The organism is Streptococcus sp. 27098_8_103, assembly GCF_041432345.1.
Taxonomy (GTDB): domain Bacteria; phylum Bacillota; class Bacilli; order Lactobacillales; family Streptococcaceae; genus Streptococcus; species Streptococcus mitis_BV.
Genome location: NZ_JAPVZK010000027.1, coordinates 1 through 26,192 on the forward strand (window position 1 = coordinate 1; position 26,192 = coordinate 26,192).

Genomic DNA, 26,192 nt, shown 5'->3' on the forward strand with positions numbered 1-26,192 from the left:
TCTTTCTTACTAGTTTAAGCAGGGCTACAATAGATACTGTTACTCAATGAAAATCAAAGTGCAAACTAGGAAGCTAGCCGCAGCTTGCTCAAAGCACAGCTTTGAGGTTGCAGATAAAGCTGACGTGGTTTGAAGAGATTTTCGAAGAGTATGAGAAAAAATAATATGTAATATGTACTGGACTATATTTTGTGATATAATAGAGGGTAAGATACTATTTTAGGAGAAGAACTATGGAAGACCCAAGTAGTCAGAATTTGTTGCTACAATTTGTTTTATTGTTTATCTTGACGGTGTTAAATGCCTTTTTCTCAGCCACAGAAATGGCCATGGTGTCACTAAATCGTGCGCGGGTTGAACAAAAGGCAGAAGAAGGAGATAGACGCTATATCCGTCTGCTGAAGGTACTAGAAAATCCTAACCACTTTTTATCAACCATTCAAGTAGGGATTACCCTGATTACGATCTTATCTGGGGCGAGTTTGGCAGAAACTCTTGGACGAGAAATTGCATCTTGGCTTGGAAATGGCGAAACATCTTATGCCGTTGCAAGTTTTCTGTCTTTAGCATTTTTGACTTATATTTCCATCGTTTTTGGGGAATTGTATCCTAAGAGAATCGCTCTTAATCTAAAGGATGCCTTGGCGATTCGGACAGCGCCAGTTATCATTGGGCTGGGGAAACTAGTTAGTCCCTTTGTTTGGCTCTTATCTGCATCTACCAATCTCTTGAGTCGCTTGACTCCGATGACCTTTGACGATGCTGATGAAAAAATGACCCGTGATGAAATTGAGTACATGCTGACAAATAGTGAAGAAACACTAGATGCTGACGAAATTGAGATGTTACAAGGGATTTTTTCACTGGACGAATTAATGGCCAGAGAAGTCATGGTTCCTCGAACGGATGCCTTTATGGTCGATATTCAGGATGATAGTCAAGCCATTATCCAAAGTATTTTAAAACAAAATTATTCTCGTATCCCTGTCTATGATGGGGATAAGGACAATGTGATTGGGATCATTCACACCAAGAGTCTCCTTAAGGCGGGCTTTGTGGACGGTTTTGACAATATTGTTTGGAAGAAAATCTTACAAGATCCACTTTTTGTTCCTGAAACTATTTTTGTGGATGACTTGTTAAAAGAACTGCGCAATACCCAAAGACAAATGGCAATCTTGCTGGATGAATACGGTGGGATGGCTGGTTTGGTGACCCTAGAAGACCTCTTAGAGGAAATCGTTGGGGAAATCGATGACGAAACAGATAAAGCTGAAATCGAAGTTCATAAAATTGGAGAAGATACTTATATTGTTCAAGGTACCATGAATCTCAATGATTTTAATGACTACTTTGATGTTGAACTGGAAAGTGATGACGTTGATACCATTGCTGGTTACTATTTGACAGGAGTGGGGACCATTCCAACGACTGAAAAACTCAGCTATGAGTTGGTAAGCCAAAACAAACAGCTTATCCTAACCAATGATAAAGTGAAAAATGGACGTGTTACCAAGGTAAAAGTCCAAATTACTGAAGTTGAAATAGAAGAAGAAACAGAGTAAACTAGAGGCTTTTGTCACCAGGTGTGACGAAGCTTTTTCAGTTGATTTCATACTCTTCGAAAATCAAATTCAAACCGCGTCAACGTCGCCTTGCCGTACGCAAGTACAGCCTGTGGCTAGTTTCCTAGTTTGCTCTTTGATTTTCATTGAGTATCAAAAGATTGTCTCCTAAAAAGAAGTCTGCCCCAAATTCACCCCAAAAGTTTTTGTAAGTTATACGTATTTATTCGAGGAAAAAGAAAAAAGCCCTTTAAATTGGGCTTTCTGTTTAAATGAAACCTGATAAATCAAGTTATAGAAGGCGGTAGACGGATTTGAACCGACGATCAAGCTTTTGCAGAGCCGTGCCTTACCACTTGGCTATACCGCCTTAACGTTTATTATTATACCTTGAAAATGATTTTCAGTCAATAGCTTTTTCAGATTTTTTGTGTCAATAAGCCTAAATATTCTGAAAATTCGTTTACTTTTCTTGAAATCTATGATATAATTGATGATAACCTATACTTTATAAGAGGAGTAAATAAATGAAAAAAAGTCAAGTGCTTGCTGTAGCGGGAGCTACCTTATTAGCGTCAGGAGTTCTAGCTGCGTGTTCAAACACTAGTTCGAATAATGCTAAACTAGCAAAAGATTACCAATATGTTTATCAAACAGATCCAGAAACCTTGGATTATATCGTTAGCAATATCGATTCAACATCATTCGTCACAACAAATGCTGTAGATGGTTTGTTGGCTAATGATAAATATGGTAACTTGGTTCCTTCTATTGCTGAATCATGGACAGTTTCAAAAGATGGTTTGACTTATACCTATAAAATCCGTAAGGATGCTAAATGGGTTACAGCAGAGGGAGAAGAATACGCTCCTGTAACTGCTAAAGACTTCGTTACTGGTTTGAAACATGCCGTAGATGGAAAATCAAAAGGACTTTCAATCGTTAGCTCTTCTATTAAGGGATTAGAAGCCTATATCAAGGGTGAAACAAGCGATTTTTCAACCGTTGGAGTAAAAGCACTTGATGATCAAACACTAGAATATACTTTGAACCAGCCAGAAACTTTCTGGAATGACAAGACAACTAGTGGTGTTTTGATGCCGGTTAATGAAGAATTCTTAACTTCAAAAGGGGAAGGTTTTGGTGCCCCAACCGATGCTAACTCTATTCTTTATAACGGTCCATTTGTCTTAAAATCTGTAACTCCAAAATCATCTATCGAGATGGCTAAAAATGATGCTTACTGGGACAAAGAAAATGTAAAAATTGAGAACGTTAAGTTCACTTTCTGGGATGGTAAGGACCAAGATGTGATTGCTAAAGGTTTTGCTGATGGTCAATATAGCAAGGCTCGTATCTTCCCTACAAGTTCTACATATGAAAAATATGCAGCTGACTTTAAAGATAACATTTACTTTAATGAACCAGGTGCGGGTGTTGCAACTGTCAGCTTGAACTATGGCCGTACAACCTATAACCACACTGCCAAAACAAGTGATGCCCAAAAGACATCTACTCAGAAAGCATTGCTAAACAAGGAATTCCGTCAAGCCTTGAACTTTGCTGTCGATCGCAATTCTTACTCAGCTCAAACAAATGGTACTGATGGAGCTGCAGTAGCCATCCGTAATACGTTTGCACCTTATAATCTTCAAGTTGGTAAGAAAACATTTGGTGAATTGGTACAAGATAGCTTGGCTAAGACAAATTCTTCTACTTGGTCAAACGTGTCTCTAGCAGATTCTCAAAATGGACTTTACAATGAAGAAAAAGCTAAAGAAGTCTTTGCTAAAGCAAAATCAAGCCTACAAGCTGAAGGTGTTGAATTCCCAATCCACTTGGATGCCTTGGTTATCCAAGAATCAACAGCGGTTGTAAACCGTGTTCAATCATTGAAACAATCAATTGAAAAAGTATTGGGTTCAGATAATGTTGTTGTAGACTTACAACAAATGACTCAAGCAGAAGCTTTACCAATTTCATTTAGCGCTCCAACAGCTAAAGAGCAAGACTGGGATATCCATACCTTGCTAGGATGGAACCCTGACTATCAAGATCCTTCTACTTTCTTGGATCAATTCGTCCTTAAGGGAGGAAGCACTCGCCTTTACCTTGGTATTGACCAAAACACAGATGCATCAGTAGTAAGCAAACTTGGTTTAGCTGACTATGGAAAATTACTTGATGACGCAAACAGCGAAAACCAAGATGTTCAAAAACGTTATGAAAAATACGCGGTGGCACAAGCTTGGTTGACTGATAATGCTTTGACAATTCCAGTAATGGCTTCTCCTAAAGAAACAGCCGTTTCATATGTTTCAAAAGTTCTACCATTTAGCTCTTCATATTCTGTAGCCGGCCTTAAAGGTGAAAATTCAGGATACTTGAAGTACACTGAAGTTGGTGAAAAAGCAATTACCAAAGAAGAGTATGAAAAAGCTCGTGAAAAATGGTTGAAAGAAAAGACTGAGTCAAACGAGAAAGCTCAAAAAGAATTGGCAAGTCATGTGAAGTAAATAATTTCCAATAGAACTTTCTCTCCATGAGGAGAAGGTTCTTTTGGGATTTTTAAAGGAAATGATATGAAAAAATATATTTTTATGCGTGTTTTGCGGTCATTGGTTTCTATTTTCTTAGTAACAACCTTGACTTACACGATTATCTATACAATGGTTCCTCGAAAATTGATTTTCAAACAGGATACCAACTATAACAAGATTGCGACAACGGCTGATAAACGTGATAACTATGAAAATACTGTTTATGAGCGTATGGGCTATATCGAATACTACGATACCAAAGAATTGCAAGAAAAAGCTAGCCAGATGGATGCTTCTGTAACAGTTGAAGCTAATGACACCAACAAGGCTATCTATGAAAAATACATCAAACAAATCGGTCATGGTTGGACCCTGGGAGAATTTACTGAAAGTGGCCAATTCTACGCTACTCGTGAAATCCCAATTTTTGAACGTGTTTTCAAATTCTATGCTAACTTGATTGACATTGATCATACTAATAAAATTCAAGACCCTGAAAATCCAGACTTGAAACGTTACCTTCGTTTCGAAAACGATCCAGCAATCGGATGGTCATTGGTTGGTTCAGGTACCAAACACAAATATCTCTTGTACTTCAACAGTCAGTTCCCATTTGTTCATCAAAACTTTGTGAACATTAATTTAGGTGACTCTTATCCAACCTATGCTAATAGTCCTGTTTTACAGGTTATTACTCAGGGACAAGGGCAAACAAAAACTTCGCAAGTTCAGTTCCCAACAGGTAAGAAAACTTCTTCTGTAAATATTTACTCAAGAACCTACAAATCACCTAGTCAGGCTGATTCTCGTGAAGTAGCCAACTACGGGAAAGATGACCCATATACTGCAACTGAAAGCAACTACCAATATCCTTCTATGATTGCTAGCTCTGCAGTCGTTGGATTGATTGGTTTGGTGATTTCTTATGCGATTGCCGTGCCACTTGGTTCAGCTATGGCTCGCTTCAAGAATACTTGGATTGATAGCTTCTCAACAGGGTTTTTGACCTTCTTGATGGCCCTTCCAACCATTGCCTTGGTTTACATTGTTCGTTTGATTGGATCATCAATTGGTCTTCCAGATTCATTCCCTATTTTGGGTGCTGGAGATTGGCGTTCGTATGTTTTACCAGCAGTGATTCTTGGTTTGTTGGGTGCTCCTGGTACAGCTATTTGGATTCGTCGTTACATGATTGACTTGCAATCACAGGACTTTGTTCGTTTTGCTCGTGCCAAAGGTTTGTCTGAAAAAGAAATTTCAAACAAACACATCTTTAAAAATGCCATGGTTCCGCTGGTTTCAGGAATTCCTGGTGCCGTTATCGGGGTTATTGGTGGTGCAACCCTTACTGAAACAGTCTTCGCCTTCCCAGGTATGGGTAAAATGTTGATTGACTCTGTAAAAGCATCTAATAACTCTATGGTCGTTGGTCTTGTCTTCATCTTTACATGTATTTCTATCTTCTCACTTCTTTTGGGAGATATTTGGATGACTATTATTGACCCACGTATTAAATTGACTGAGAAAGGAGGCAAATAATGTCTACAATCGATAAAGAAAAATTTCAGTTTGTAAAACGTGACGATTTTGCCTCTGAAGCTATTGATGCGCCAGCTTATTCATACTGGGGTTCAGTGTTTAGACAATTTATGAAGAAGAAATCAACTGTAGTCATGTTGGGAATCTTGGTAGCTATCATTTTGATGAGTTTCATCTACCCAATGTTTTCTAAGTTTGATTTCAATGATGTCAGCAAGGTAAACGACTTTAGTGCTCGTTATATCAAGCCAAATGCTGAGCATTGGTTCGGTACAGACAGTAACGGTAAATCTCTTTTTGACGGTGTCTGGTTCGGAGCTCGTAACTCTATCCTCATTTCTGTGATTGCGACAGTAATTAACTTGGTTATCGGTGTTTTTGTCGGTGGTATTTGGGGAATTTCAAAATCAGTTGACCGCGTGATGATGGAAGTTTATAACGTCATCTCAAACATCCCATCTCTTTTGATTGTCATTGTCTTGACTTACTCAATCGGAGCTGGATTCTGGAATCTGATTTTTGCCATGAGTGTGACGACATGGATTGGGATTGCCTTCATGATCCGTGTGCAAATCTTGCGTTATCGTGACTTGGAATACAACTTGGCGTCACGTACTCTGGGAACACCAACCTTGAAGATTGTTGCCAAAAATATCATGCCTCAATTGGTATCTGTTATTGTGACAACCATGACTCAAATGCTTCCAAGCTTTATCTCATACGAAGCCTTCTTGTCATTCTTCGGTCTTGGATTACCAATTACCGTGCCAAGTTTGGGTCGTTTGATTTCGGATTATTCACAAAACGTAACAACCAATGCTTACTTGTTCTGGATTCCATTGACAACTCTTGTCTTGGTATCCTTATCCCTTTTCGTAGTTGGTCAAAACTTAGCGGATGCTAGTGATCCACGTACACATAGATAGGAGTAGAAATGACAAAAGAAAAAAATGTAATTTTGACTGCTCGCGATATTGTCGTGGAATTTGACGTTCGTGACAAAGTATTGACAGCCATTCGCGGCGTTTCCCTTGAACTAGTTGAAGGAGAAGTATTAGCCTTGGTAGGTGAGTCAGGATCAGGGAAATCTGTTTTGACAAAGACATTCACAGGTATGCTTGAAGAAAACGGTCGCATTGCCCAAGGTAGTATTGACTACCGTGGTCAAGATTTGACAGCTTTATCTTCTCACAAGGATTGGGAACAAATTCGTGGCGCTAAGATTGCGACTATCTTCCAAGATCCAATGACTAGTTTGGACCCAATTAAAACAATTGGTAGTCAGATTACAGAAGTTATTGTAAAACACCAAGGAAAAACAGCTAAAGAAGCGAAAGAATTGGCCATTGACTACATGAATAAGGTTGGGATTCCAGACGCAGATAGACGTTTTGATGAATACCCATTCCAATATTCTGGAGGAATGCGTCAACGTATCGTTATTGCTATTGCCCTTGCCTGCCGACCTGATGTCTTGATCTGTGATGAGCCAACAACTGCCTTGGATGTGACCATTCAAGCACAGATTATTGATTTGCTAAAATCATTACAAAACGAGTACCATTTCACAACAATCTTTATCACTCACGACCTTGGTGTGGTGGCAAGTATTGCGGATAAGGTAGCGGTTATGTATGCAGGAGAAATCGTTGAGTATGGAACTGTTGAGGAAGTCTTCTATGACCCTCGCCATCCATATACCTGGAGTCTCTTGTCTAGCTTGCCTCAGCTTGCTGATGATAAAGGGGATCTTTACTCAATCCCAGGAACACCTCCGTCACTTTATACTGATCTGAAAGGGGATGCCTTTGCCTTGCGTTCAGACTATGCAATGCAAATTGACTTCGAGCAAAAAGCCCCTCAATTCTCAGTATCAGAGACACATTGGGCTAAAACTTGGCTTCTTCATGAGGATGCTCCAAAAGTAGAAAAACCAGCTGTGATTGCAAATCTCCACGATAAAATCCGTGAAAAAATGGGATTTGCCCATCTGGCAGACTAGGAGGAAGGAAATGTCTGAAAAATTAGTAGAAATCAAAGATTTAGAAATTTCCTTCGGTGAAGGAAGTAAGAAGTTTGTCGCGGTTAAAAATGCCAACTTCTTTATCAACAAGGGAGAAACTTTCTCGCTTGTAGGTGAGTCAGGTAGTGGGAAAACAACTATTGGTCGTGCTATCATTGGTCTAAATGATACAAGTAATGGTGATATCATTTTTGATGGTCAAAAGATTAATGGTAAGAAATCGCGTGAACAAGCTGCGGAATTGATCCGTCGTATCCAGATGATTTTCCAAGACCCTGCAGCAAGTTTGAATGAACGTGCGACTGTTGATTATATTATTTCTGAAGGTCTTTACAATCACCGTCTATTTAAGGATGAAGAGGAACGTAAAGAGAAAGTTAAAAATATTATTCGTGAAGTGGGGCTTCTTGCTGAGCACTTGACTCGTTATCCTCATGAGTTTTCAGGTGGTCAACGTCAACGTATCGGTATTGCCCGTGCCTTGGTTATGCAACCAGACTTTGTTATTGCGGATGAGCCCATTTCAGCCTTGGACGTTTCTGTTCGTGCTCAAGTCTTAAACTTGCTCAAAAAATTCCAAAAAGAACTTGGCTTGACCTATCTCTTTATCGCCCATGACTTGTCGGTTGTTCGTTTTATTTCAGATCGTATCGCGGTTATTTACAAGGGTGTTATTGTAGAGGTTGCAGAAACAGAAGAATTGTTTAACAATCCAATTCATCCATATACTCAGGCTTTGCTTTCAGCGGTACCTATCCCAGATCCAATCTTGGAACGCAAGAAGGTCTTGAAAGTATATGATCCAGATCAACATGATTATGAGACAGATAAGCCATCTATGGTAGAAATCCGTCCAGGTCACTATGTTTGGGCTAACCAAGCCGAATTGGCACGTTATCAACAAGGGTTAAACTAATAATGGTTTTATAATTTCCATGTCAACTTTTATGGAAATTATAAACCTTTTTTGTTGGACTGATTTGAAAAAACTTTGAAAGAGTTTTCGAGAGAAATAGAATTCTTAGAAAATCATTGAATTATAGTGAGATGAAATAAAATCTTAACAACTTGATTAGGAAAGTCAAATTAATTTCTAGAAAAGTTATAGAAGTCGCGGCGTATTACTCTAGCTTCAATCTACTATAGTCTAATACTCTTCGAAAATCTCTTCAAACCACGTCAGCGTCGCCTTATCGTATATATGTGACTGACTTCGTCAGTCTTATCTATAACCTCAAAACAGTGTTTTGAGCAGCCTGCGGCTAGCTTCCTAGTTTGCTTTTTGATTTTCATTGAGTATAATATCTACAATGTAAAAAACTCTAGCTATCAGTTCATTGATAGTTAGAGTTTTTCTATTCATATGATTTAAGGCGTTTAAATAAGGCTTCTATTTCTGATGACGGTGTAGCTGATTTAAGGTAAGCGTAATAAACTGTAAAAGTTATCTTATCCTTCGGTATAAGAGGGATTTTTATTAAATCATCATCTTCATCAGAAAGTGCGATATCAGCCAGTAAACTAAGGCCAATCCCTTTCTTTAAAAGTTCTTTAAGAATGACAATATCATCCGTCTTAAAGAATATTTCTGCCTTGTTTTGATACTTTTGATTAAGTATTTCAAAAGCTTTCAGGTGAACAAAGTGTTCGTCTAAGAGTATAAAGGATTGATCTACTAATTCTTCAAAAGCGAGGGAAGGAACAGTGGCAAAAGGATGGTTCTTAGATAAAACGACATACAGTTCTTTATGAAATAGCTCGTGTGTCTCTATTGAAGGATAATTGAGAGGTTCAATTAAACCGAGTAGGCTTGCATTAAGGTCTCCCTTAAGGAGAAGGTTTAATAACTCTACGGAGCCACCGCGGATAGGGCGTATCTTTTTTAAAAAATCGAATTTATCTTTTTCGTTTAAGGCAGCGAAGAGATACTGAATGATAATAGGAGGGAATCCTACAGTAGAGTATTGTGCCAAGGAGCGGTTAATTTCTTTTTGAGTAGAAATGACCTCAGGTAAGATCAGTTCTGTATGCTTTAGAAGGATTTGTCCTTGAGGAGTTAGCTTGAAGGAACGATGCGAGGGGTCATGGTGAATCAATTTGCAGTTAAAGGCTTCCTCTAAGCGCTTGATAGCATAAGAAATAGATGGTTGGCTGACTTTATGTTGTTTTGCTACTTCCGTATAGGATTGAAGCTGGCAGAGGTCATAAAAATATTGTAGATCTTTTAAATTCATATGGGTTCACTTTCATTAGTTGGAGAAGGAAAATAAGTGGAAAACAGCAGATAAATAATTTTTATCCGTATCCTACAATTTGACTATACGAGTATTCACCAGTTAAAATGTAAGTGAGTCAGGGATTTCAAAGATTATCTAAGATACTCTCAAAAATGACCAACATTTTTTCTCGTTTATCAATAGGGAGCTGTTTAATCTTCATGTTGATTCTTTTGAGTGAAAGATTGTCACTCTTATCAGAGGTTGATTCAAGGCTATCAAAATTGAAAAATTCCTCTGGGGTCATTTCTAGGGCGTCAATCACTTTTTCAAGACTGTGAATGGTCAGATTCACATTTTGGTTTTCAAGTTGATTGATATACTTAAGCCCGAGTCCTGCTTGTTCCGAAAGTTCTTCCTGGCTCATTTTATTCTGTGTTCGAAAATATTTCACTTTTTGGGAAATATATTGTTGTAAATAGTTTTTAGTTGTCATATAAATAGAATACAAGTTTTATATGACAAAAAACACCTTAAAAAATACAAAGTATTACATAACATACCTAGATGATATTTATTTTAATGAGGATTGTCAATTTGTATGATTGGTTTATTTTACTCGAAACTTTTAGTAAAGAGAGATCATCGAGAGTTTGATGAGTTCAGAAATTTATAACATATGCGTATACAATTGTATTATTTAAACAACAACGTTTTACGAACAATTCGTTTCATGTGGTATAATATAAGTAAAAAGGAGCTTGCACTATGACTGCACATGATATTTTAAACAATCCTTTCCTCAATAAAGGTACTGCCTTTACCTTAGAGGAGCGAAAGGAACTAGGCCTTATTGGTTTACTGCCACCGTATGTTCAAACGATTGAAGAACAAGCGGCGCAAACTTATGCACAAATGCAAACAAAAGCCAATGATTTGGAAAAACGTCTTTTCCTAATGGAAATTTTTAATACCAACAGGACTCTTTTCTATTACCTCTTTTCTCAACATTTGAAAGAATTCAATCCAATTGTATATGATCCAACCATTGCAGATACGATTGAAGGCTATAGTGATCTTTTTGTAGATCCCCAATATGCGGGATATCTTGATATCAATCATCCTGAAAATATTGAAGCTACTTTGAAAAACGCTGCCGGGGGTCGCGAGATTCGTCTCATTGTTGTAACAGATGCAGAAGGAATCCTTGGAATTGGCGACTGGGGAACAAATGGTGTCGATATTTCTGTTGGGAAATTGATGGTCTATACAGGTGCTGCTGGAATCGATCCTTCGATGGTCCTTCCTTTAGTCATTGATGCAGGGACTAACCGTGAAGAACTTCGTAACAATTCTAATTACTTAGGAAATCGTCACGAAAGGGTCCGCGGAGATCGTTACTACGACTTCATTGACCAATTTGTTCAAACAGCAGAACGTCTCTTTCCTAAACTCTACCTTCACTGGGAAGACTTCGGCCGCTTGAATGCTGCCAATATTCTTGAAAAATACCGGAAACAAATTCCGACCTTTAATGATGATATTCAAGGTACAGGAATCGTTACCTTGGGTGGTATCTTTGGTTCGCTGGATATTAGTGGTGAAAAATTAACAGATCAAGTTTATCTCTGCTATGGTGGTGGTACTGCGGGTGCAGGAATTGCCTCTCGTGTTCTTCGTGAAATGGTAAGTGAAGGTCTTTCTGAAGAAGAAGCCTATAAACGTTTCTTTATGGTTGATAAACAAGGTCTTCTCTTTGATGACATGGATGACTTGACACCAGAGCAAAAACCATTTGCTAAGAAACGTGCTGACTTTAGTAACGCAGATAAGTTGACTGACCTGCTTGAAGTAGTGAAGACTGTGAAGCCAACTATTCTTGTAGGAACTTCAACTCAGCCTAATACCTTCACTAAAGAAATAGTAGAAGCTATGTGTGAAAACACAGAACGTCCAATGATCTTCCCTTTGTCAAATCCAACTAAATTGGCAGAAGCTAGTGCCAAAGATTTGATTGAATGGTCAGATGGCAAAGCTTTTGTCGCAACAGGAATTCCTGCTGATACGGTTTCTTATAAAGGTGTAGACTATGTGATTGGTCAAGCAAATAATGCCCTGATTTACCCAGGTCTTGGTCTAGGTATGCTGGCTTCTGAAGCAAGTATTTTGACTGATGAAATGATTGGAGCAGCGGCGCATTCATTGAGTGGTATTGTCAATCCAGGCCAACCAGGAGCTCCTGTCTTGCCACCATTCAAGTATGTAGCAGATGTTTCTATTAAAGTAGCAGAAGCAGTCGCTAAAAAAGCACAAGAGCAAGGTCTTGCACGCGCTAAGGAAACAGATATGGCCAAAGCAGTTCGTGATTTGAAGTGGTATCCAGAGTATAAATAATTCATTTCTGTTGCCTATCATCGGGATACTTGGCTTATTTTGGATATGTTAGCAATCTACAGAGTTGATAACCGAAAAGTAAAGAGATTGTCGTATTGACTATTGGTTTTAAACAATATAAAATAATTGTCGATTTTTTGTCCGACTGCCAAGAGTCAGTTTAATACTATACTAAAATCAAAACGCATTATATAATAGTGATATGAAATCAACCAAAGAAGAAATACAAGCCATCAAAACACTTTTAAAAGACTCTAGTACAACTAAATACCATAAAAGTCTTCAAATCGTTCTATTTTGTCTAATGGGCAAATCTTTGAAATTATCCTAAAAGAATTGAAAGAATTATGAAAGAATTTTCGAAAAATTTTAAAAAATTCTGAAATATTCTTGACAGGTGATGAAAAAGGTGGTAAGATAGGAAACATCAAAAAAGAAAGCAGAAAAAGAAATGAATAAGAAACAAGCTGTAACGATGAATCAAAACTTTTACTTTAGCTACTTTAGATAGTGTTTGTAGACATGTCACCATGGATGCAAACAGTTCAAGCAATTTGTTTGTATCTATGTGGCTAAGATTTTTGATTGTGGTCCATATAGATGAATATCTAAATGGACTAGCAAAGTTGTAACTTGTTAGATTATTTCAAGCATCCGTTTAGATAGTATCTAGGCGGTTTTTTGTTTTATCTTTTCTGAGAAGGAGTTTCATTATGAAAGTTGTTCGAAAATTACTAGCACCCCTCTTGGTAGTGGGGATCCTCTTGACCTCTCTGATTAGTTTGCATCAGTTGAAGGCAGATAAGAAAAAAGATGTGTTTCGCCTCGGTATTTCGCAATTTATTACCCATCAGTCTTTGGATGCTACTAGAGAAGGCTTTGTGGATGAGCTGGCTAAACAAGGCTATGTGGAGGGGAAAAATATCGAGATTGATTTGCAAAATGCACAAGGAGAACAGAGAAATCTAAAAACCATTTCCCAGCAACTAGCAGAATCCAGTGATGTCGTTCTAGCCATCGCAACGCCTTCTGCTCAGAGCTTGGCCAATACAACGCAAACGACACCGGTTGTCTTTTCAGCTGTAACAGACCCTGTCAGTGCCAAGTTGGTTGAGTCAAGAGAACATCCTGGGGGCAATGTGACTGGGACAAGCGATCAGTCATCAGATGCCATTTCAACTCAAATTAACTTAATAAAGAAAGTCCTACCAAAGGCTAAAACAATCGGAATTCTCTATACTCAGAGTGAGCCCAATTCGGTTGTCCAAAAGGATGAAGCAAAGCGACTTCTAGAAGAAAAAGGATTTACTGTTGTTGAAAAAACAATCTTGGACAGTAATAACGTCAAGGCCGCAGCAGAGAGCTTGATGGCAGAGGTTGATATGGTTTTTGTACCAACGGACAATATCATTTCGTCAACCATGGAAACAGTCAAGCAGGTTTCTATTAAACACAAGGTTCCAGTATTTGGTGGTTCAACAGAAATGGTTGCGGTTGGTGGCTTGTATAACTACGGAACCAATTATGAAGAATTGGGACGTCAGACAGCACGAATGCTGGTTCGTGTTTTAAAAGGTGAGAAGCCAGAAAATATAGCAGTTGAGTTGCCTGAAAAACTGGAATTGCATACCAATCAAGAAATGGCAGACGCATTGGGAATTGATATTAGTAAGTTAGAAGGCAAGGAATAAGGAGGTTTGAGATGAATTTTGTATTATCTAGTTTATCAGAAGGTTTGTTGTGGTCGATTATGGCGATTGGGGTCTACTTGACTTTCCGTATTTTGGATATTGCGGATATGACTGCTGAAGGAGCCTTTCCACTGGGGGCTGCTGTCGTCGTATCTCAGATACAGGCAGGGACAAATCCTTGGATTGCGACTTTACTTGCTTTGCTGGCAGGTATGGTAGCAGGTCTAGTATCAGGAATGCTCCACACCAAGATGAAAATTCCAGCCCTCTTGACAGGGATTGTGACCTTGACAGGTCTTTATTCCATCAATATTAAAATCATGGGAAGTGTGCCCAATCTTTCCTTGGGAGATTCTTCAACTGTCTTTAAACAGTTGGCTAGCTTGGGACTGACAACTGAAGAAGCTGTTTTCTCACTCAGTTTAGCCTGTCTCTTACTTGTTTGTTTGGTCTTGACCCTTTTGATGAAAACAGAGATTGGCTTGGTTTTGCGTTCGACTGGTGACAATATTCCGATGAGTGAGGCAAATGGGGTTAATGTAGACACCATGAAGATTGTTGGTTACATGATTTCAAACGGTTTGATTGCCCTATGTGGTTCCTTGTTCGCCCAAAATGATGGATTTTCAGATGTGACTTCTGGGACAGGAACTATCGTTGTTGGTTTGAGTGCCGTGATTATTGCGGAAGTCTTGATTCACGATTTGACCATTGGAGGCCGTTTGTTATCTATCGGAATCGGTGCGATTGTTTACCGTTTGATTATTTTAAATATCTATGAAATTCCAAATCTAGATCAAAACTTGGTACGTCTCTTTAATGCAATCTTGCTTGCCTTGGTTTTATTTGCACCAGAATTGCAAAAGAGATTAAAGATTCGTGGTCTGAAATTGAGAAATGAATAGGAGGAGAAAGTTATGGCAAGTTTGTTAACACTTGAAAATATTCACAAAACCTTTGAAGCAGGGACGGTCAATGAGAACCATGTCCTCAAAGGATTAGACTTAGAGGTTGAAGAGGGAGATTTTATCTCTGTGATTGGTGGAAATGGAGCAGGTAAATCCACTTTGATGAATATCTTGGCTGGTAATCTATCGGTGGACGAAGGAGACCTTTTATTGGCAGGTAAATCCATTAAAAATCTGAGTGTAAGAAAGAGAGCCAAGGATATCGCCCGTGTTTTTCAGGATCCTAAGATGGGGACAGCTTCGCGTTTGACGATTGAGGAGAATATGGCTATTGCCTTGAGACGTGGGCAGAAGAGAGGGCTTGGTTGGGGCGTGAAGGAGAAGGATAGAATCCAGTTCCAAGAGGCCTTGAAAGAGTTGAATATTGGCCTTGAAAATCGCTTGAAAGTGGATACCCAATACCTTTCAGGAGGACAAAGACAGGCCTTGACCCTAGTCATGGCAGCTCTGGTGAAACCTAAACTTTTGCTTTTGGATGAACACACTGCGGCGCTTGATCCGAAAACGAGTCAAATGGTGATGGACTTGACGCAAAAGATTGTGGAACACCATCAGTTGACGACTTTGATGATTACCCACGATATGAACCATGCGATTGAGTACGGAAATCGTCTCATTATGCTCTATCAAGGCAAGATAGTGGTAGATGTCAAGGGAGAGGAGAAAAAGCATCTGACGGTTGAAGATCTCATGCGTCTCTTCCAGAAAAATAGTGGGCAAAGTCTAGTCAGTGATGAATTGGTTTTGGGATAAAGAAAAAGGCTGAGATCTAGTGTCTCAGTCTTTTATTTCTTACGCTTTGCAAAATCTTTTCAAACCGTGTCAGCTCTATCTGCAACCTTAAAACAGTGTTTTGAGCAGCCTGCGGCTAGCTTCCCAGTTTGCTCTTTGATTTTCATTGAGTATAAACTCAGTAAGGAGCCCTCTTTTGCAGAAAAGCAGGGTTCTTTTTGCTGTCTATTCCATCCCTGAAAGCGTAAAACAAACTGGTCAGGGTGGCTAGTTTGTGGTATAATGAAAGAGACTCAAAAAGAAACAGGAGAAAAATGATGGATTTACTTTTAGCAATTGTATTGATTGTGCTAGCTTTTCTAGGAGGAGCTCTTGGAGGAATGTACTTGGTTCGTAAGCAAATTGAAAAAGAATTCGCTGACAACCCACGTTTGAATGCTGAAGCAGTTCGTACTCTTTTGAGTGCAAATGGTCAAAAACCAAGCGAAGCTAAGGTACAACAAGTTTACCACCAAATCATCCGCCAACAAAAGGCAGCCCTTGCTAACAATAAAAAGAAAAAATAAATAAGGAAAAGTCTGGGATGAAAGTTCCAGACTTCTCACTATGTTGGTTATGTTTAGGGATGAGACTTTTTCCTTGCATTCTATTGATATTTGATTATGATTAAGAGAGATAGTTATTGATTAGGCTGTCATTCGGTTCATAAAGATAAATAATCATAATGAACTATCAATCAGAAAAAAGACTAGAAAGAAGACTGTATGGATAATCGACCAATTGGTTTTTTGGATTCGGGTGTAGGGGGCTTGACCGTTGTGCGCGAGCTCATGCGCCAGCTTCCCCATGAAGAAATCGTCTATATTGGAGATTCGGCGCGGGCGCCCTATGGTCCCCGTCCTGCTGAGCAAATTCGTGAATATACTTGGCAGTTGGTCAACTTTCTCTTGACCAAGGATGTCAAAATGATTGTCATTGCTTGTAATACTGCGACTGCGGTCGTCTGGGAAGAAATTAAGGCTCAACTAGATATTCCTGTCCTAGGTGTCATTTTGCCAGGAGCTTCGGCAGCTATCAAGTCCAGTCAAGGTGGGAAAATCGGAGTGATTGGAACGCCCATGACGGTCCAATCAGACATCTACCGTCAGAAAATCCATGATCTGGATCCGGACTTACAGGTGGAGAGTTTGGCCTGTCCCAAGTTTGCTCCCTTGGTTGAGTCAGGTGCCCTGTCAACCAGTGTAACCAAGAAAGTGGTCTATGAAACCCTACGTCCCTTGGTTGGAAAGGTGGATAGCCTGATTTTGGGTTGTACCCATTATCCACTGCTCAGACCTATTATTCAAAATGTCATGGGACCCAAGGTTCAGCTCATCGATAGTGGGGCAGAGTGTGTACGGGACATTTCAGTCTTACTCAATTATTTTGAAATCAATCGTGGTCGCGATGCTGGACCACTCCATCACCGTTTTTACACAACAGCCAGTAGCCAAAGTTTTGCACAAATTGGTGAAGAATGGCTTGAAAAAGAGATTCATGTGGAGCATGTAGAATTATGACAAATAAAATTTATGAATACAAGGATGACCAGGACTGGTATGTTGGGTCCTATAGTATTTTTGGTGGTGTCCGGACTTTGACTGATGAAGACTTGGATTTTCCTCTAGTTGGATTGGCCAAAATCTTTCGAGACGAGGAACGAGGTTTTCCACTTTCAGTTACTGTTTTACGCTATGGTTCTCCCTACCGTTTATTGTCTTTTGTAGTAGATATCCTTAACCAAGAAATGGGACGAAATTTGGAAGTTATTCAACGTCAGGGAGCCCTGCTATTGGTTGAAAATGGGCAACTCTTGTATGTGGAATTGCCTAAAGAAGGTGTTGATGTAGAAGCTTTCTTTGAGACAAACAAGGTCAGAGAAACTCTATTGATTGCGACTCGTAACGAGGGCAAGACCAAGGAATTCCGAGCTATCTTTGACAAGCTAGGCTACGATGTGGAAAACCTCAATGACTATCCTGACTTGCCTGAAGTAGCAGAAACAGGCATGACCTTCGAAGAAAATGCCCGTCTCAAGGCAGAAACCATTTCCCAATTAACAGGCAAGATGGTTCTGGCAGATGATTCTGGACTTAAAGTCGATGTCCTTGGTGGCTTGCCAGGTGTCTGGTCAGCTCGTTTCGCAGGAGTGGGAGCTACTGACCGTGAAAACAATGCCAAACTCTTGCACGAATTGGCCATGGTCTTTGAACTCAAGGATCGTTCGGCTCAGTTCCATACAACCCTAGTCGTAGCCAGTCCAAACAAGGAAAGCTTGGTTGTTGAAGCAGACTGGCCAGGCTACATTAACTTTGAACCTAAGGGTGAAAATGGCTTTGGCTATGACCCTCTCTTCCTTGTAGGAGAGACAGGCAAGTCCTCAGCTGAATTAACCCTTGAAGAAAAAAATAGTCAATCTCACCGTGCCTTAGCCGTTAAGAAACTTTTGGAGGTATTTCCATCATGGCAAAGCAAACCATCATTGTAATGAGTGATTCCCATGGCGATAGCTTGATTGTGGAAGAAATCCGTGATCGCTATGTAGGCAAAGTTGATGCCGTTTTTCATAATGGCGATTCTGAACTGCGTCCTGATTCTCCCCTTTGGGAAGGCATCCGTGTTGTTAAAGGGAATATGGACTTCTATGCAGGTTACCCAGAACGTTTGGTGACTGAGCTTGGTTCGACCAAGATTATCCAAACACATGGTCACTTGTTTGACATTAATTTCAATTTTCAAAAGTTGGACTACTGGGCTCAGGAGGAAGAGGCCGATATCTGCCTCTATGGTCACTTGCATGTGCCAAGTGCTTGGATGGAAGGCAAGACTCTTTTTCTAAATCCAGGTTCCATCAGTCAACCACGTGGGACCATCAGAGAATGTCTCTATGCTCGTGTGGAGATTGATGACAGTTATTTCAAAGTGGACTTTTTGACACGAGACCATGAGGTGTATCCGGGCTTGTCCAAGGAGTTTAGCCGATGATTGCCAAGGAGTTTGAGACTTTCTTGTTGGGGCAAGAAGAAACTTTTTTGACTCCTGCTAAAAATCTAGCTGTGTTGATTGATACTCACAATGCGGATCATGCGACACTCTTGCTTAGTCAGATGACCTATACCCGTGTTCCTGTTGTGACAGATGAAAAACACTTTGTTGGAACTATTGGGCTCAGAGATATTATGGCTTATCAGATGGAGCATGATTTGAGTCAAGAAATCATGGCAGATACGGATATCGTTCATATGACGAGAACGGACGTAGCAGTTGTCTCGCCTGATTTTACTATTACGGAGGTCTTGCACAAGTTGGTAGATGAGTCCTTCTTGCCGGTTGTGGATGCGTCTGGTATTTTCCAAGGAATTATCACGCGCAAGTCCATCCTCAAGGCAGTCAATGCCCTCTTGCATGACTTTAGTAAGGAATATGAGATTCGATGCAAATGAGAGATAGGATTTCAGCCTTTTTAGAAGAAAAGCAAGGCTTGTCTGTCAATTCCAAGCAGTCCTATAAGTATGATTTAGAACAGTTTTTAGATTTGGTAGGCGAGCGGATTTCTGAGACCAGTCTCAAGATTTACCAAGCCCAGCTAACCAATCTAAAGATCAGCGCCCAGAAGCGAAAGATTTCGGCCTGTAACCAATTTCTCTACTTTCTCTATCAAAAAGGAGAAGTGGATAGCTTTTACCGCTTGGAATTAGCTAAACAAGCTGAAAAGAAGACCGAAAAGCCAGAATTGTTAGACCTAGACTCTTTTTGGCAGGAAAGCGACTATCCAGAGGGTCGCTTGCTAGCGCTCTTAATCCTAGAAATGGGTCTCTTGCCGAGTGAGATTTTAGCTCTCAAGGTTGCGGATATCAATCTGGACTTTCAGGTGTTGCGAATCAAGAAGGCTTCCCAACAGAGAATTGTCACCATTCCCACGACCTTGCTTTCAGAGTTGGAACCTTTGATGGGCCAGACCTATCTCTTTGAAAGGGGAGGGAAATCCTATTCTCGTCAGTGGGCCTTTCGTCAGCTAGAATCCTTTGTCAAGGAGAAAGGTTTTCCAGCCTTATCAGCCCAAGCCTTGCGGGAACAGTTCATTCTAAGACAAATTGAAAACAAGGTCGATTTGTACGAAATTGCAAAAAAATTAGGATTAAAAACAGTCCTGACCTTAGAAAAATATAGATAATGGATATTAAATTAAAAGATTTTGAAGGCCCACTGGACTTGCTTTTGCACCTGGTTTCTAAGTACCAGATGGATATCTATGATGTGCCCATTACGGAAGTCATTGAACAGTATCTAGCCTATGTTTCAACCCTGCAGGCCATGCGTCTGGAAGTGACGGGCGAGTACATGGTTATGGCCAGTCAGCTCATGCTGATCAAGAGCCGCAAACTCCTTCCAAAGGTAGCAGAAGTGACTGACTTGGAGGATGACCTAGAGCAGGATCTTCTCTCTCAAATTGAAGAATACCGTAAGTTTAAGCTCTTGGGTGAGCACTTGGAAGCCAAGCACCAAGAACGGGCCCAGCACTATTCCAAAGCGCCAACAGAGTTGATTTACGAAGATGCGGATCTTGTGCATGACAAGACGACCATTGACCTCTTTTTGGCTTTTTCAAATATCCTAGCCAAGAAAAAAGAGGAGTTTGCACAGAATCACACGACTATCTTGCGGGATGAGTATAAGATTGAGGACATGATGATTATCGTGAAAGAGTCCTTGATTGGACGAGATCAATTGCGCTTGCAGGATTTGTTCAAGGAAGCCCAGAATCTCCAAGAGGTCATCACCCTCTTTTTGGCAACTCTAGAGTTAATCAAAACCCAGGAGCTGATCCTCGTGCAAGAGGAGAATTTCGGAGATATCTATCTCATGGAAAAGAAGGAAGAAAGTCAAGTGACCCAAAGCTAGACTTGATAGAGAGGAAAGATGAGTACTTTAGCAAAAATAGAAGCGCTCTTGTTTGTAGCGGGTGAAGATGGGATTAGAGTCCGCCAGTTAGCTGAACTCCTCTCTCTGCCACCGACAGGCATCCAACAGAGTTTAGAAAAATTAGCCCAGAAGTATGAAAAGGACCCAGATTCCAGTTTGGCTCTGATTGAGACAGGGGGCGCTTATAGATTGGTGACCAAGCCTCAATTTGCAGAGATTTTAAAGGAATATTCCAAGGCACCTATCAACCAGAGTTTGTCTCGGGCTGCCCTTGAGACCTTGTCTATCATTGCCTACAAACAGCCCATCACACGGATAGAGATTGATACCATCCGTGGGGTCAACTCGAGTGGGGCCTTGGCAAAGTTGCAGGCCTTTGACTTGATACGAGAAGACGGGAAAAAAGAAGTGTTGGGTCGCCCCAACCTCTATGTGACTACAGATTATTTCCTAGATTACATGGGGATAAACCATTTAGAAGAATTACCAGTGATTGATGAGCTTGAGATTCAAGCCCAAGAAAGCCAATTATTTGGTGAAAGGATAGAAGAAGATGAGAATCAATAAGTATATTGCCCACGCAGGTGTGGCCAGTAGGAGAAAAGCAGAAGAGCTGATTAAGCAAGGCTTGGTGACGGTTAACGGCCTGGTGGTACGTGAACTAGCAACGACCATCAAGTCAGGCGACAAGGTTGAAGTTGAAGGTCAACCTATCTACAACGAAGAAAAGGTCTATTATCTGCTTAACAAACCACGCGGTGTCATTTCCAGTGTGACAGATGACAAGGGGCGTAAGACGGTTGTCGACCTCTTGCCCAACGTGAAGGAGCGCATCTACCCTGTAGGTCGTTTGGACTGGGATACATCAGGAGTCTTGATTTTGACCAATGATGGGGATTTTACGGATGAGATGATTCACCCTCGTAATGAGATTGATAAGGTTTATGTCGCGCGTGTTAAAGGTGTGGCCAATAAGGATAATCTCCGCCCCTTGACCCGTGGACTTGAGATTGATGGTAAGAAAACCAAGCCGGCTGTCTATGAAATTCTCAAAGTGGACCCAGTCAAAAACCGCTCTGTGGTGCAGTTGACTATCCATGAAGGGCGTAACCACCAGGTTAAAAAGATGTTTGAAGCTGTCGGTCTCCAAGTGGACAAGTTGTCTCGGACCCGTTTCGGACATCTAGACTTGACAGGACTCCGTCCAGGAGAATCCCGTCGTCTTAATAAAAAAGAAATCAGCCAACTACACACCATGGCTGTAACCAAGAAATAATGAAACGAATTTTAATAGCGCCTGTGCGCTTTTACCAACGTTTTATCTCGCCAGCCTTTCCACCCTCTTGTCGCTTTGAGCCGACTTGTTCCAACTATATGATTCAGGCTATTGAAAAACATGGCTTCAAGGGTGTTTTGATGGGCTTGGCTCGGATTTTACGTTGCCATCCCTGGTCGAAAACAGGTAAGGACCCCGTCCCAGACCACTTTTCACTCAAACGGAATCAAGAAGAAAAATGAGGCTGGGTAAAAGTATTTTAGTGAAATGATAAAAACGCATCCTATCAGCTTTGAGTGATTCTGATCGGATGCGTTTTATCATGTAAAGATGTTAGTTGATACTCAATGAAAATCAAAGAGCAAACTAGGAAACTAGCCGCAGGCTGTACTTGAGTACGGCAAGGCGACGTTGACGTGGTTTGAATTTGATTTTCGAAGAGTATGAGTTTGAAGTTGCTTATTTCAAGCCTTTTTGTGCGTCTTCAATCATGAGTTTGGTTGATTCAAGTCCGCCTCCGCTTAGGTACCATAGGTCTGGTGTGAGTTGGATAATCTTACCGTTTTTAGCGGCAGGTGTTTCAGCGATGAGGGCATTTTCTAGGACGCCGTCGTTGCTAGAGTTGTCCCCACCGATGGCAAGGGTACGGTTGATGACAAAGAGAATGTCAGGATTGATTTCTTTGACACTTTCAAAGCTGACTTCTTGTCCGTGGCGAGAATCTTCAAATTGAGTATCAGTTGGCTTGAATTTCAAGGTTTGATACAAGAAAGAAAAACGAGATTGGGCACCAAAGGCAGCCATTTTTCCTTCATTGAGGAGGATGGCGAGGGCTTTTTTGTCAGAGCTTTCATTTTTAGTAGCGACTTCTTGGATGTTCTTGTCTAGCTTGGCCAATTCTTCCTTGGCTTTCTGTGTACCAGTTTCACCAAAGGCACTTGCTAAGGACTCAATGTTGGCCTTAGTTGAAGTCCAGTAGTCGTCCTTGCTTGCTTGGAAGAGAATAGTCGGAGCGATTTCGTTGAACTTATCTACGAATTTTTGGGTACGTGGTGAAGCGATAATTAGGTCTGGTTCAAGAGCAGCAAGGGCTTCTAGGTCTGGCTCAACCATAGAACCAACATTTTTAACTTTTCCAGCTAGGTCTTTAAGATAAGTCGGAACAGTTTTTGTAGGCATTCCGACGATATTCTTTTCAAAACCTAAAGCGCGAATAGTATCCGCAGCACCGAGGTCAAAGGTCACAATCTTTTCAGGGACTTTTGAAAGTGTGACTACACCTAGTGAATTTTTAATGGTTACCTCTGTTGGAGCAGAGCTACTTGACTCCGACTGGCTGGTACTTGAGTTTGAGTTTGTACTACATGCACCAAGTAGGAGCAAGAAGCTGGCTGCTAGGGCAGTGAAATAAAATTTAAGGGATGTTTTCATGATTTCTCCTTTTTAAAATGTGATAACGATTTAGGGAGTCTCTTGGTCTTATTGACTAAGAGACTGAAGGTTCTCTAACTTGAGCTTCTATGTTACTAGCTATAGATACAGATCTTTTTGCCATTGATATCAGCCAGCGTGATGGGAATCTCATAAAGTTGACTGAGCAGGTCAGCCTGCATGATCTGATTTGTGGTTCCCTTGCGAAAGACTTGGCCGTCCTTGAAGGCGACAATTTCATCTGCATACTGGCTGGCAATGTTGATATCGTGGAGAACGATGATAATGGTCTTGCCGAGTTCCTCCACCAGTCGCTTGAGAATCTGCATCATGCTGACGCTTTGCTTGATATCGAGATTGTTGAGTGGTTCGTCTAGCAAGATAAAGTCTGTATCCTGGGCCAGTACCATAGCGATAAAGACCCGTTGGAGCTGGCCTCCAGACAGGCTATCGATGTAGCGGTCTTTTAAGTTGGTCAGTTCCAGATAGTCCAGAGTTTCTCGGATTTTTTCCCAATCTTCTGGTCTCAGTCGACCTCGGCTGTAGGGAAAACGTCCAAAACTGACCAGTTCTTCCACCGTCAATTTGGCTTGGTAATTGATTTTCTGCTTTAGGATAGTCAGTTCTTGAGCCAGTTCTTGCGAATTCCAACTCTCGATTTCACGGCCTTTGATACTGAGAATTCCCTGATCTTTCTTGGTCAGTCTGCTCATGATGGAGAGGAGAGTCGATTTTCCAGCACCATTTGGACCAATGAAGGCTGTCAGTTTCTGAGGACTGACTTCAAGCGAAATGCCTTGCAAAATATCCTGTTTTTGAATGGATTTGTCAATGTTTTTCAGTTTCACCGACGCGCCCTCCTATAAAGTAAGATAAAGAATAAGAAGCCACCCACGCTCTCGATGATCATGCTGATGCGAATTTCTAGTGCAAAGACTCGTTCAATCAGGGCCTGCCCCAAGGTCAAACTGATAAATCCAACCAGAATGGCTACGATAAAGAGTAACTTGTGCCGATAGTCTTTGACGATTAAGTAGGTGAGGTTGGCTAGCATAAAGCCGAAGAAGGCCATAGGTCCTACCAGGGCAGTTGCTGTTGAGGTCAAAAGCACGATACCCCAGAGGAGTTCTCTCTGTTCTTTTTCAACATCGAGCCCCAATATTTGAGCCGTTTCTCTTTGCAGGTGCAAGACATCCAGAATGACTGCTTTTCGAAAGAAAAAGATTGTCAAAGCGAGGATGATTAGAGAACCGATGGCTAGGATGGAAGTGTTGAGATGTTGAAAGGAAGCAAAGAGACTGTTTTGCAGTTTATCGTATTCATTTGGATCCATCAGGACTTGGAGGAAGGTACTGATATTTCGAAAGAGACTTCCGAGAGCTAGACAGATTAGCAGGACGAAGACAAGGTCTTGCTTCATCAGTGTCTTCAAGTAGCCTTGCAAGGTGAGAAAGAAGAGGGATTGAAGTAGAAGTAAGACTAGGAATTCTAAAATAGGAGACTTACCAAGTTGAAGAAACTTACTTTCAAAAACCAGTAGTAGGGTTTGTAGTAGGACGTAGAAGGATTCTATTCCCAAAATGCTTGGCGTCAGGAAGCGATTTTCCGTCAGGGTTTGAAAACTAATGGTCGAAATCCCAGTCGCGATGGCTACCAAGAGATAAACGATGATCTTTTGGGAACGTAGCTTCCAAGCGAAGGTGGACAGGTGAGTAATGGGCCAAAAGTAGAGAAGGCAAGCTCCGATGGCGAGAATAATGAGAAGGCAGAAGAGTTTGGTATGTTTGCTTTTAAACTGCATCTTTTCGTCCCCCTCTCCATAGAAGTAGGATAAAGACGAGGCTACCAATGATTCCTAGTAGAAGACTGACAGACAGCTCATAGGGCCGAATCAGAACTCGGGATAGGATGTCGCAGGCCAGAACTAGATTGGCACCGACTAGTGCGACGATGAGTTTGGTCTGGCTTAGATTATCTCCATAGCGCTTGCGAACAAGATTGGGAACAATAACTCCGAGGAAAGGTAAGCCACCCACGGTAATCATGGTGACACTAGTCGTTAGCGCCACCAGAAAGAGGGCCAGTTTTTCAAGTAGGGAGTAGGAAATCCCCAAACTCTCGCTGGTTTCTTTCCCTAGATTCATGATGGTAAAAGTTTGGGATAATTTCCAAACGGCTATCAGGATAATGAGGCCTAAGAAAAGCCATTCATACTGATGAGTCTGAATCATGGAGAAGGAGCCCTGGGTCCAGGCAGTCATACTCTGAACCAGATTGAAACGATAGGCGATAACTTCTGTCACAGAACCGATAATCCCGCTATAGATGATCCCAATCAGAGGCAACATCCACCTTTCCTTTATAGAAAAAATAGTCATAAAGGCTAGGAAGAAGAGGGTGAATACGATGGATGAAATAAAAGCGAAGAGCATCTTTTGGGTCAGACTAGCCGACGGAAAGACAAAGAGGCTCAATACCATTCCCAGTTTGGCAGCTTCAGTGGTCCCAACTGTACTTGGAGCAGCAAACTGATTTTGGGTAATAGTCTGCATGAGGAGTCCTGCCATACTCATACTAGAGGCCGTCAGGAGAATACTGATGGTTCTTGGAAGACGGGACTCTTGAAAGAGAAGCCAAGTTTCATGATCCAGAGCAAAGAGTTTTCCCCATGAAAAATCACTGGTCCCAATGCTAATAGAGAGAAAGACTAGGAGTAGAAGTAAGCCAATTAAATAATGAGAAAGTTTCATACCCCGTCCTTTCAAATAGATTTGGTATCGAAAGATACCCGCGGATATTACTGTAACACGATTTCTTTAATCTGTCAATAAATTTTCTGACAATTTAACAAATAA

26 protein-coding genes, 1 tRNA gene and 1 pseudogene are annotated in these 26,192 nt (G+C 40.8%); 21 read left to right on the forward strand and 7 right to left on the reverse strand.

The features are described 5' to 3' along the window. Positions 1–233 precede the first annotated feature (233 nt). On the forward strand, positions 234–1,565 hold the full coding sequence (locus O3599_RS07980; protein WP_247939678.1) for a hemolysin family protein: 1,332 nt from the start codon (positions 234–236) through the stop codon (positions 1,563–1,565). Between the two features lie 299 nt (positions 1,566–1,864). On the opposite strand, the gene O3599_RS07985 is transcribed toward O3599_RS07980, so the two are convergent. Continuing rightward, positions 1,865–1,935 (reverse strand) — tRNA-Cys (locus O3599_RS07985). A gap of 157 nt (positions 1,936–2,092) precedes the next feature. Here O3599_RS07985 and O3599_RS07990 point away from each other — a divergent pair. The 5 genes from O3599_RS07990 to O3599_RS08010 all read left to right on the forward strand — a co-directional run bounded on the left by O3599_RS07990 (position 2,093) and on the right by O3599_RS08010 (position 8,583). Continuing rightward, a complete protein-coding gene (locus O3599_RS07990; protein ID WP_000749582.1) occupies positions 2,093–4,081 on the forward strand; it encodes a peptide ABC transporter substrate-binding protein in 1,989 nt (662 codons plus the stop codon). 66 nt (positions 4,082–4,147) lie between these two features. After that, positions 4,148–5,644, forward strand: a complete 1,497-nt coding sequence (locus O3599_RS07995; protein WP_247939677.1) for an ABC transporter permease — start codon at positions 4,148–4,150, stop codon at positions 5,642–5,644. After that, positions 5,644–6,570, forward strand: a complete 927-nt coding sequence (oppC, locus tag O3599_RS08000; RefSeq protein ID WP_000103691.1) for an oligopeptide ABC transporter permease OppC — start codon at positions 5,644–5,646, stop codon at positions 6,568–6,570. Before O3599_RS07995 ends, oppC begins: the two co-directional genes overlap by 1 nt. An 8-nt stretch (positions 6,571–6,578) precedes the next feature. After that, positions 6,579–7,646 (forward strand): ABC transporter ATP-binding protein, encoded by a 1,068-nt coding sequence (locus O3599_RS08005; protein ID WP_000159550.1) that lies wholly within the window; start codon positions 6,579–6,581, stop codon positions 7,644–7,646. A 10-nt stretch (positions 7,647–7,656) separates the two neighbouring features. Next, complete coding sequence (locus O3599_RS08010) at positions 7,657–8,583, forward strand: ATP-binding cassette domain-containing protein (RefSeq protein ID WP_247939676.1); 927 nt, start codon at positions 7,657–7,659, stop codon at positions 8,581–8,583. A 439-nt stretch (positions 8,584–9,022) separates the two neighbouring features. On the opposite strand, the gene O3599_RS08015 is transcribed toward O3599_RS08010, so the two are convergent. Both O3599_RS08015 and O3599_RS08020 read right to left on the reverse strand, forming a co-directional pair. Further along, complete coding sequence (locus tag O3599_RS08015) at positions 9,023–9,901, reverse strand: LysR family transcriptional regulator (protein ID WP_247939675.1); 879 nt, start codon at positions 9,899–9,901, stop codon at positions 9,023–9,025. A gap of 127 nt (positions 9,902–10,028) precedes the next feature. Continuing rightward, the gene (locus O3599_RS08020; RefSeq protein WP_000208712.1) at positions 10,029–10,379 is read right to left on the reverse strand and encodes a helix-turn-helix domain-containing protein; all 351 of its coding nucleotides are present in this window, start codon (positions 10,377–10,379) and stop codon (positions 10,029–10,031) included. 272 nt (positions 10,380–10,651) lie between these two features. On the opposite strand from O3599_RS08020, the gene O3599_RS08025 reads away from it, so the two are divergent. The 15 genes and pseudogenes from O3599_RS08025 to yidD all read left to right on the forward strand — a co-directional run bounded on the left by O3599_RS08025 (position 10,652) and on the right by yidD (position 22,148). Next, the gene (locus O3599_RS08025) at positions 10,652–12,277 is read left to right on the forward strand and encodes a malolactic enzyme (protein ID WP_000123929.1); all 1,626 of its coding nucleotides are present in this window, start codon (positions 10,652–10,654) and stop codon (positions 12,275–12,277) included. Between the two features lie 202 nt (positions 12,278–12,479). Next, positions 12,480–12,599, forward strand: a pseudogene (locus tag O3599_RS08030) (IS630 family transposase); the annotation flags it as partial. Positions 12,600–12,990: 391 nt separating this feature from the next. After that, positions 12,991–13,968 carry an ABC transporter substrate-binding protein gene (locus O3599_RS08035; protein ID WP_247939674.1) on the forward strand — a complete coding sequence of 326 codons (978 nt, stop codon included), beginning with the start codon at positions 12,991–12,993 and terminating at the stop codon, positions 13,966–13,968. An 11-nt stretch (positions 13,969–13,979) separates the two neighbouring features. Continuing rightward, entirely contained in the window at positions 13,980–14,873 is an 894-nt protein-coding gene (locus O3599_RS08040) for an ABC transporter permease (protein ID WP_247939673.1), read from the forward strand. Positions 14,874–14,885: 12 nt separating this feature from the next. Beyond that, positions 14,886–15,689: an ABC transporter ATP-binding protein gene (locus tag O3599_RS08045; protein WP_049552590.1), complete on the forward strand. Its 804-nt coding sequence runs from the start codon at positions 14,886–14,888 to the stop codon at positions 15,687–15,689. Between the two features lie 296 nt (positions 15,690–15,985). Further along, entirely contained in the window at positions 15,986–16,234 is a 249-nt protein-coding gene (locus tag O3599_RS08050) for a YneF family protein (protein ID WP_000364990.1), read from the forward strand. Positions 16,235–16,432: 198 nt separating this feature from the next. After that, the gene (gene racE, locus O3599_RS08055) at positions 16,433–17,227 is read left to right on the forward strand and encodes a glutamate racemase (RefSeq protein ID WP_000370376.1); all 795 of its coding nucleotides are present in this window, start codon (positions 16,433–16,435) and stop codon (positions 17,225–17,227) included. Then, the gene (locus O3599_RS08060; RefSeq protein ID WP_247939672.1) at positions 17,224–18,195 is read left to right on the forward strand and encodes a nucleoside-triphosphate diphosphatase; all 972 of its coding nucleotides are present in this window, start codon (positions 17,224–17,226) and stop codon (positions 18,193–18,195) included. The genes racE and O3599_RS08060 overlap by 4 nt, the downstream gene beginning before the upstream one ends. Further along, positions 18,171–18,692 (forward strand): metallophosphoesterase, encoded by a 522-nt coding sequence (locus O3599_RS08065; protein WP_001118952.1) that lies wholly within the window; start codon positions 18,171–18,173, stop codon positions 18,690–18,692. The genes O3599_RS08060 and O3599_RS08065 overlap by 25 nt, the downstream gene beginning before the upstream one ends. Continuing rightward, a complete protein-coding gene (gene cbpB / locus O3599_RS08070; protein ID WP_000560720.1) occupies positions 18,689–19,150 on the forward strand; it encodes a cyclic-di-AMP-binding protein CbpB in 462 nt (153 codons plus the stop codon). The genes O3599_RS08065 and cbpB overlap by 4 nt, the downstream gene beginning before the upstream one ends. Beyond that, positions 19,147–19,881: a site-specific tyrosine recombinase XerD gene (gene xerD, locus O3599_RS08075; RefSeq protein WP_282185727.1), complete on the forward strand. Its 735-nt coding sequence runs from the start codon at positions 19,147–19,149 to the stop codon at positions 19,879–19,881. The genes cbpB and xerD overlap by 4 nt, the downstream gene beginning before the upstream one ends. After that, positions 19,881–20,609, forward strand: a complete 729-nt coding sequence (locus O3599_RS08080; protein ID WP_247939670.1) for a segregation/condensation protein A — start codon at positions 19,881–19,883, stop codon at positions 20,607–20,609. Before xerD ends, O3599_RS08080 begins: the two co-directional genes overlap by 1 nt. Positions 20,610–20,627: 18 nt before the next feature. Beyond that, on the forward strand, positions 20,628–21,197 hold the full coding sequence (scpB, locus tag O3599_RS08085; RefSeq protein ID WP_247939669.1) for an SMC-Scp complex subunit ScpB: 570 nt from the start codon (positions 20,628–20,630) through the stop codon (positions 21,195–21,197). After that, positions 21,184–21,906 carry a pseudouridine synthase gene (locus O3599_RS08090; protein ID WP_001222208.1) on the forward strand — a complete coding sequence of 241 codons (723 nt, stop codon included), beginning with the start codon at positions 21,184–21,186 and terminating at the stop codon, positions 21,904–21,906. The genes scpB and O3599_RS08090 overlap by 14 nt, the downstream gene beginning before the upstream one ends. Continuing rightward, entirely contained in the window at positions 21,906–22,148 is a 243-nt protein-coding gene (gene yidD, locus O3599_RS08095) for a membrane protein insertion efficiency factor YidD (protein ID WP_000821624.1), read from the forward strand. The genes O3599_RS08090 and yidD overlap by 1 nt, the downstream gene beginning before the upstream one ends. A gap of 217 nt (positions 22,149–22,365) precedes the next feature. Here the strand turns inward: yidD and O3599_RS08100 are convergent, their stop codons facing one another. From O3599_RS08100 to O3599_RS08115, 4 genes are all read right to left on the reverse strand, one after another. After that, complete coding sequence (locus O3599_RS08100; RefSeq protein WP_247939668.1) at positions 22,366–23,337, reverse strand: siderophore ABC transporter substrate-binding protein; 972 nt, start codon at positions 23,335–23,337, stop codon at positions 22,366–22,368. Between the two features lie 95 nt (positions 23,338–23,432). Further along, a complete protein-coding gene (locus tag O3599_RS08105) occupies positions 23,433–24,185 on the reverse strand; it encodes an ABC transporter ATP-binding protein (protein WP_049499733.1) in 753 nt (250 codons plus the stop codon). Beyond that, complete coding sequence (locus tag O3599_RS08110; RefSeq protein ID WP_247939667.1) at positions 24,182–25,138, reverse strand: iron chelate uptake ABC transporter family permease subunit; 957 nt, start codon at positions 25,136–25,138, stop codon at positions 24,182–24,184. The genes O3599_RS08105 and O3599_RS08110 overlap by 4 nt, the downstream gene beginning before the upstream one ends. Further along, entirely contained in the window at positions 25,128–26,087 is a 960-nt protein-coding gene (locus O3599_RS08115) for an ABC transporter permease (RefSeq protein ID WP_247939666.1), read from the reverse strand. The genes O3599_RS08110 and O3599_RS08115 overlap by 11 nt, the downstream gene beginning before the upstream one ends. Positions 26,088–26,192 lie beyond the last annotated feature (105 nt).

Coding starts and splice junctions, on each gene's coding strand:
- O3599_RS08115 (WP_247939666.1), bottom strand. CDS start 26,087: ATGAAACTTTCTCATTATTTAATTGGCTTACTTCTACTCCTAGTCTTT.
- O3599_RS08100 (WP_247939668.1), bottom strand. CDS start 23,337: ATGAAAACATCCCTTAAATTTTATTTCACTGCCCTAGCAGCCAGCTTC.
- scpB (WP_247939669.1), top strand. CDS start 20,628: ATGAGTACTTTAGCAAAAATAGAAGCGCTCTTGTTTGTAGCGGGTGAA.
- O3599_RS07995 (WP_247939677.1), top strand. CDS start 4,148: ATGAAAAAATATATTTTTATGCGTGTTTTGCGGTCATTGGTTTCTATT.
- O3599_RS08010 (WP_247939676.1), top strand. CDS start 7,657: ATGTCTGAAAAATTAGTAGAAATCAAAGATTTAGAAATTTCCTTCGGT.
- O3599_RS08080 (WP_247939670.1), top strand. CDS start 19,881: ATGGATATTAAATTAAAAGATTTTGAAGGCCCACTGGACTTGCTTTTG.
- O3599_RS08065 (WP_001118952.1), top strand. CDS start 18,171: ATGGCAAAGCAAACCATCATTGTAATGAGTGATTCCCATGGCGATAGC.
- O3599_RS08040 (WP_247939673.1), top strand. CDS start 13,980: ATGAATTTTGTATTATCTAGTTTATCAGAAGGTTTGTTGTGGTCGATT.
- O3599_RS08090 (WP_001222208.1), top strand. CDS start 21,184: ATGAGAATCAATAAGTATATTGCCCACGCAGGTGTGGCCAGTAGGAGA.
- O3599_RS07990 (WP_000749582.1), top strand. CDS start 2,093: ATGAAAAAAAGTCAAGTGCTTGCTGTAGCGGGAGCTACCTTATTAGCG.
- O3599_RS08060 (WP_247939672.1), top strand. CDS start 17,224: ATGACAAATAAAATTTATGAATACAAGGATGACCAGGACTGGTATGTT.
- O3599_RS08015 (WP_247939675.1), bottom strand. CDS start 9,901: ATGAATTTAAAAGATCTACAATATTTTTATGACCTCTGCCAGCTTCAA.
- O3599_RS07980 (WP_247939678.1), top strand. CDS start 234: ATGGAAGACCCAAGTAGTCAGAATTTGTTGCTACAATTTGTTTTATTG.
- yidD (WP_000821624.1), top strand. CDS start 21,906: ATGAAACGAATTTTAATAGCGCCTGTGCGCTTTTACCAACGTTTTATC.
- O3599_RS08110 (WP_247939667.1), bottom strand. CDS start 25,138: ATGCAGTTTAAAAGCAAACATACCAAACTCTTCTGCCTTCTCATTATT.
- O3599_RS08005 (WP_000159550.1), top strand. CDS start 6,579: ATGACAAAAGAAAAAAATGTAATTTTGACTGCTCGCGATATTGTCGTG.
- O3599_RS08035 (WP_247939674.1), top strand. CDS start 12,991: ATGAAAGTTGTTCGAAAATTACTAGCACCCCTCTTGGTAGTGGGGATC.
- oppC (WP_000103691.1), top strand. CDS start 5,644: ATGTCTACAATCGATAAAGAAAAATTTCAGTTTGTAAAACGTGACGAT.
- cbpB (WP_000560720.1), top strand. CDS start 18,689: ATGATTGCCAAGGAGTTTGAGACTTTCTTGTTGGGGCAAGAAGAAACT.
- O3599_RS08050 (WP_000364990.1), top strand. CDS start 15,986: ATGGATTTACTTTTAGCAATTGTATTGATTGTGCTAGCTTTTCTAGGA.
- O3599_RS08020 (WP_000208712.1), bottom strand. CDS start 10,379: ATGACAACTAAAAACTATTTACAACAATATATTTCCCAAAAAGTGAAA.
- racE (WP_000370376.1), top strand. CDS start 16,433: ATGGATAATCGACCAATTGGTTTTTTGGATTCGGGTGTAGGGGGCTTG.
- O3599_RS08045 (WP_049552590.1), top strand. CDS start 14,886: ATGGCAAGTTTGTTAACACTTGAAAATATTCACAAAACCTTTGAAGCA.
- O3599_RS08025 (WP_000123929.1), top strand. CDS start 10,652: ATGACTGCACATGATATTTTAAACAATCCTTTCCTCAATAAAGGTACT.
- xerD (WP_282185727.1), top strand. CDS start 19,147: ATGAGAGATAGGATTTCAGCCTTTTTAGAAGAAAAGCAAGGCTTGTCT.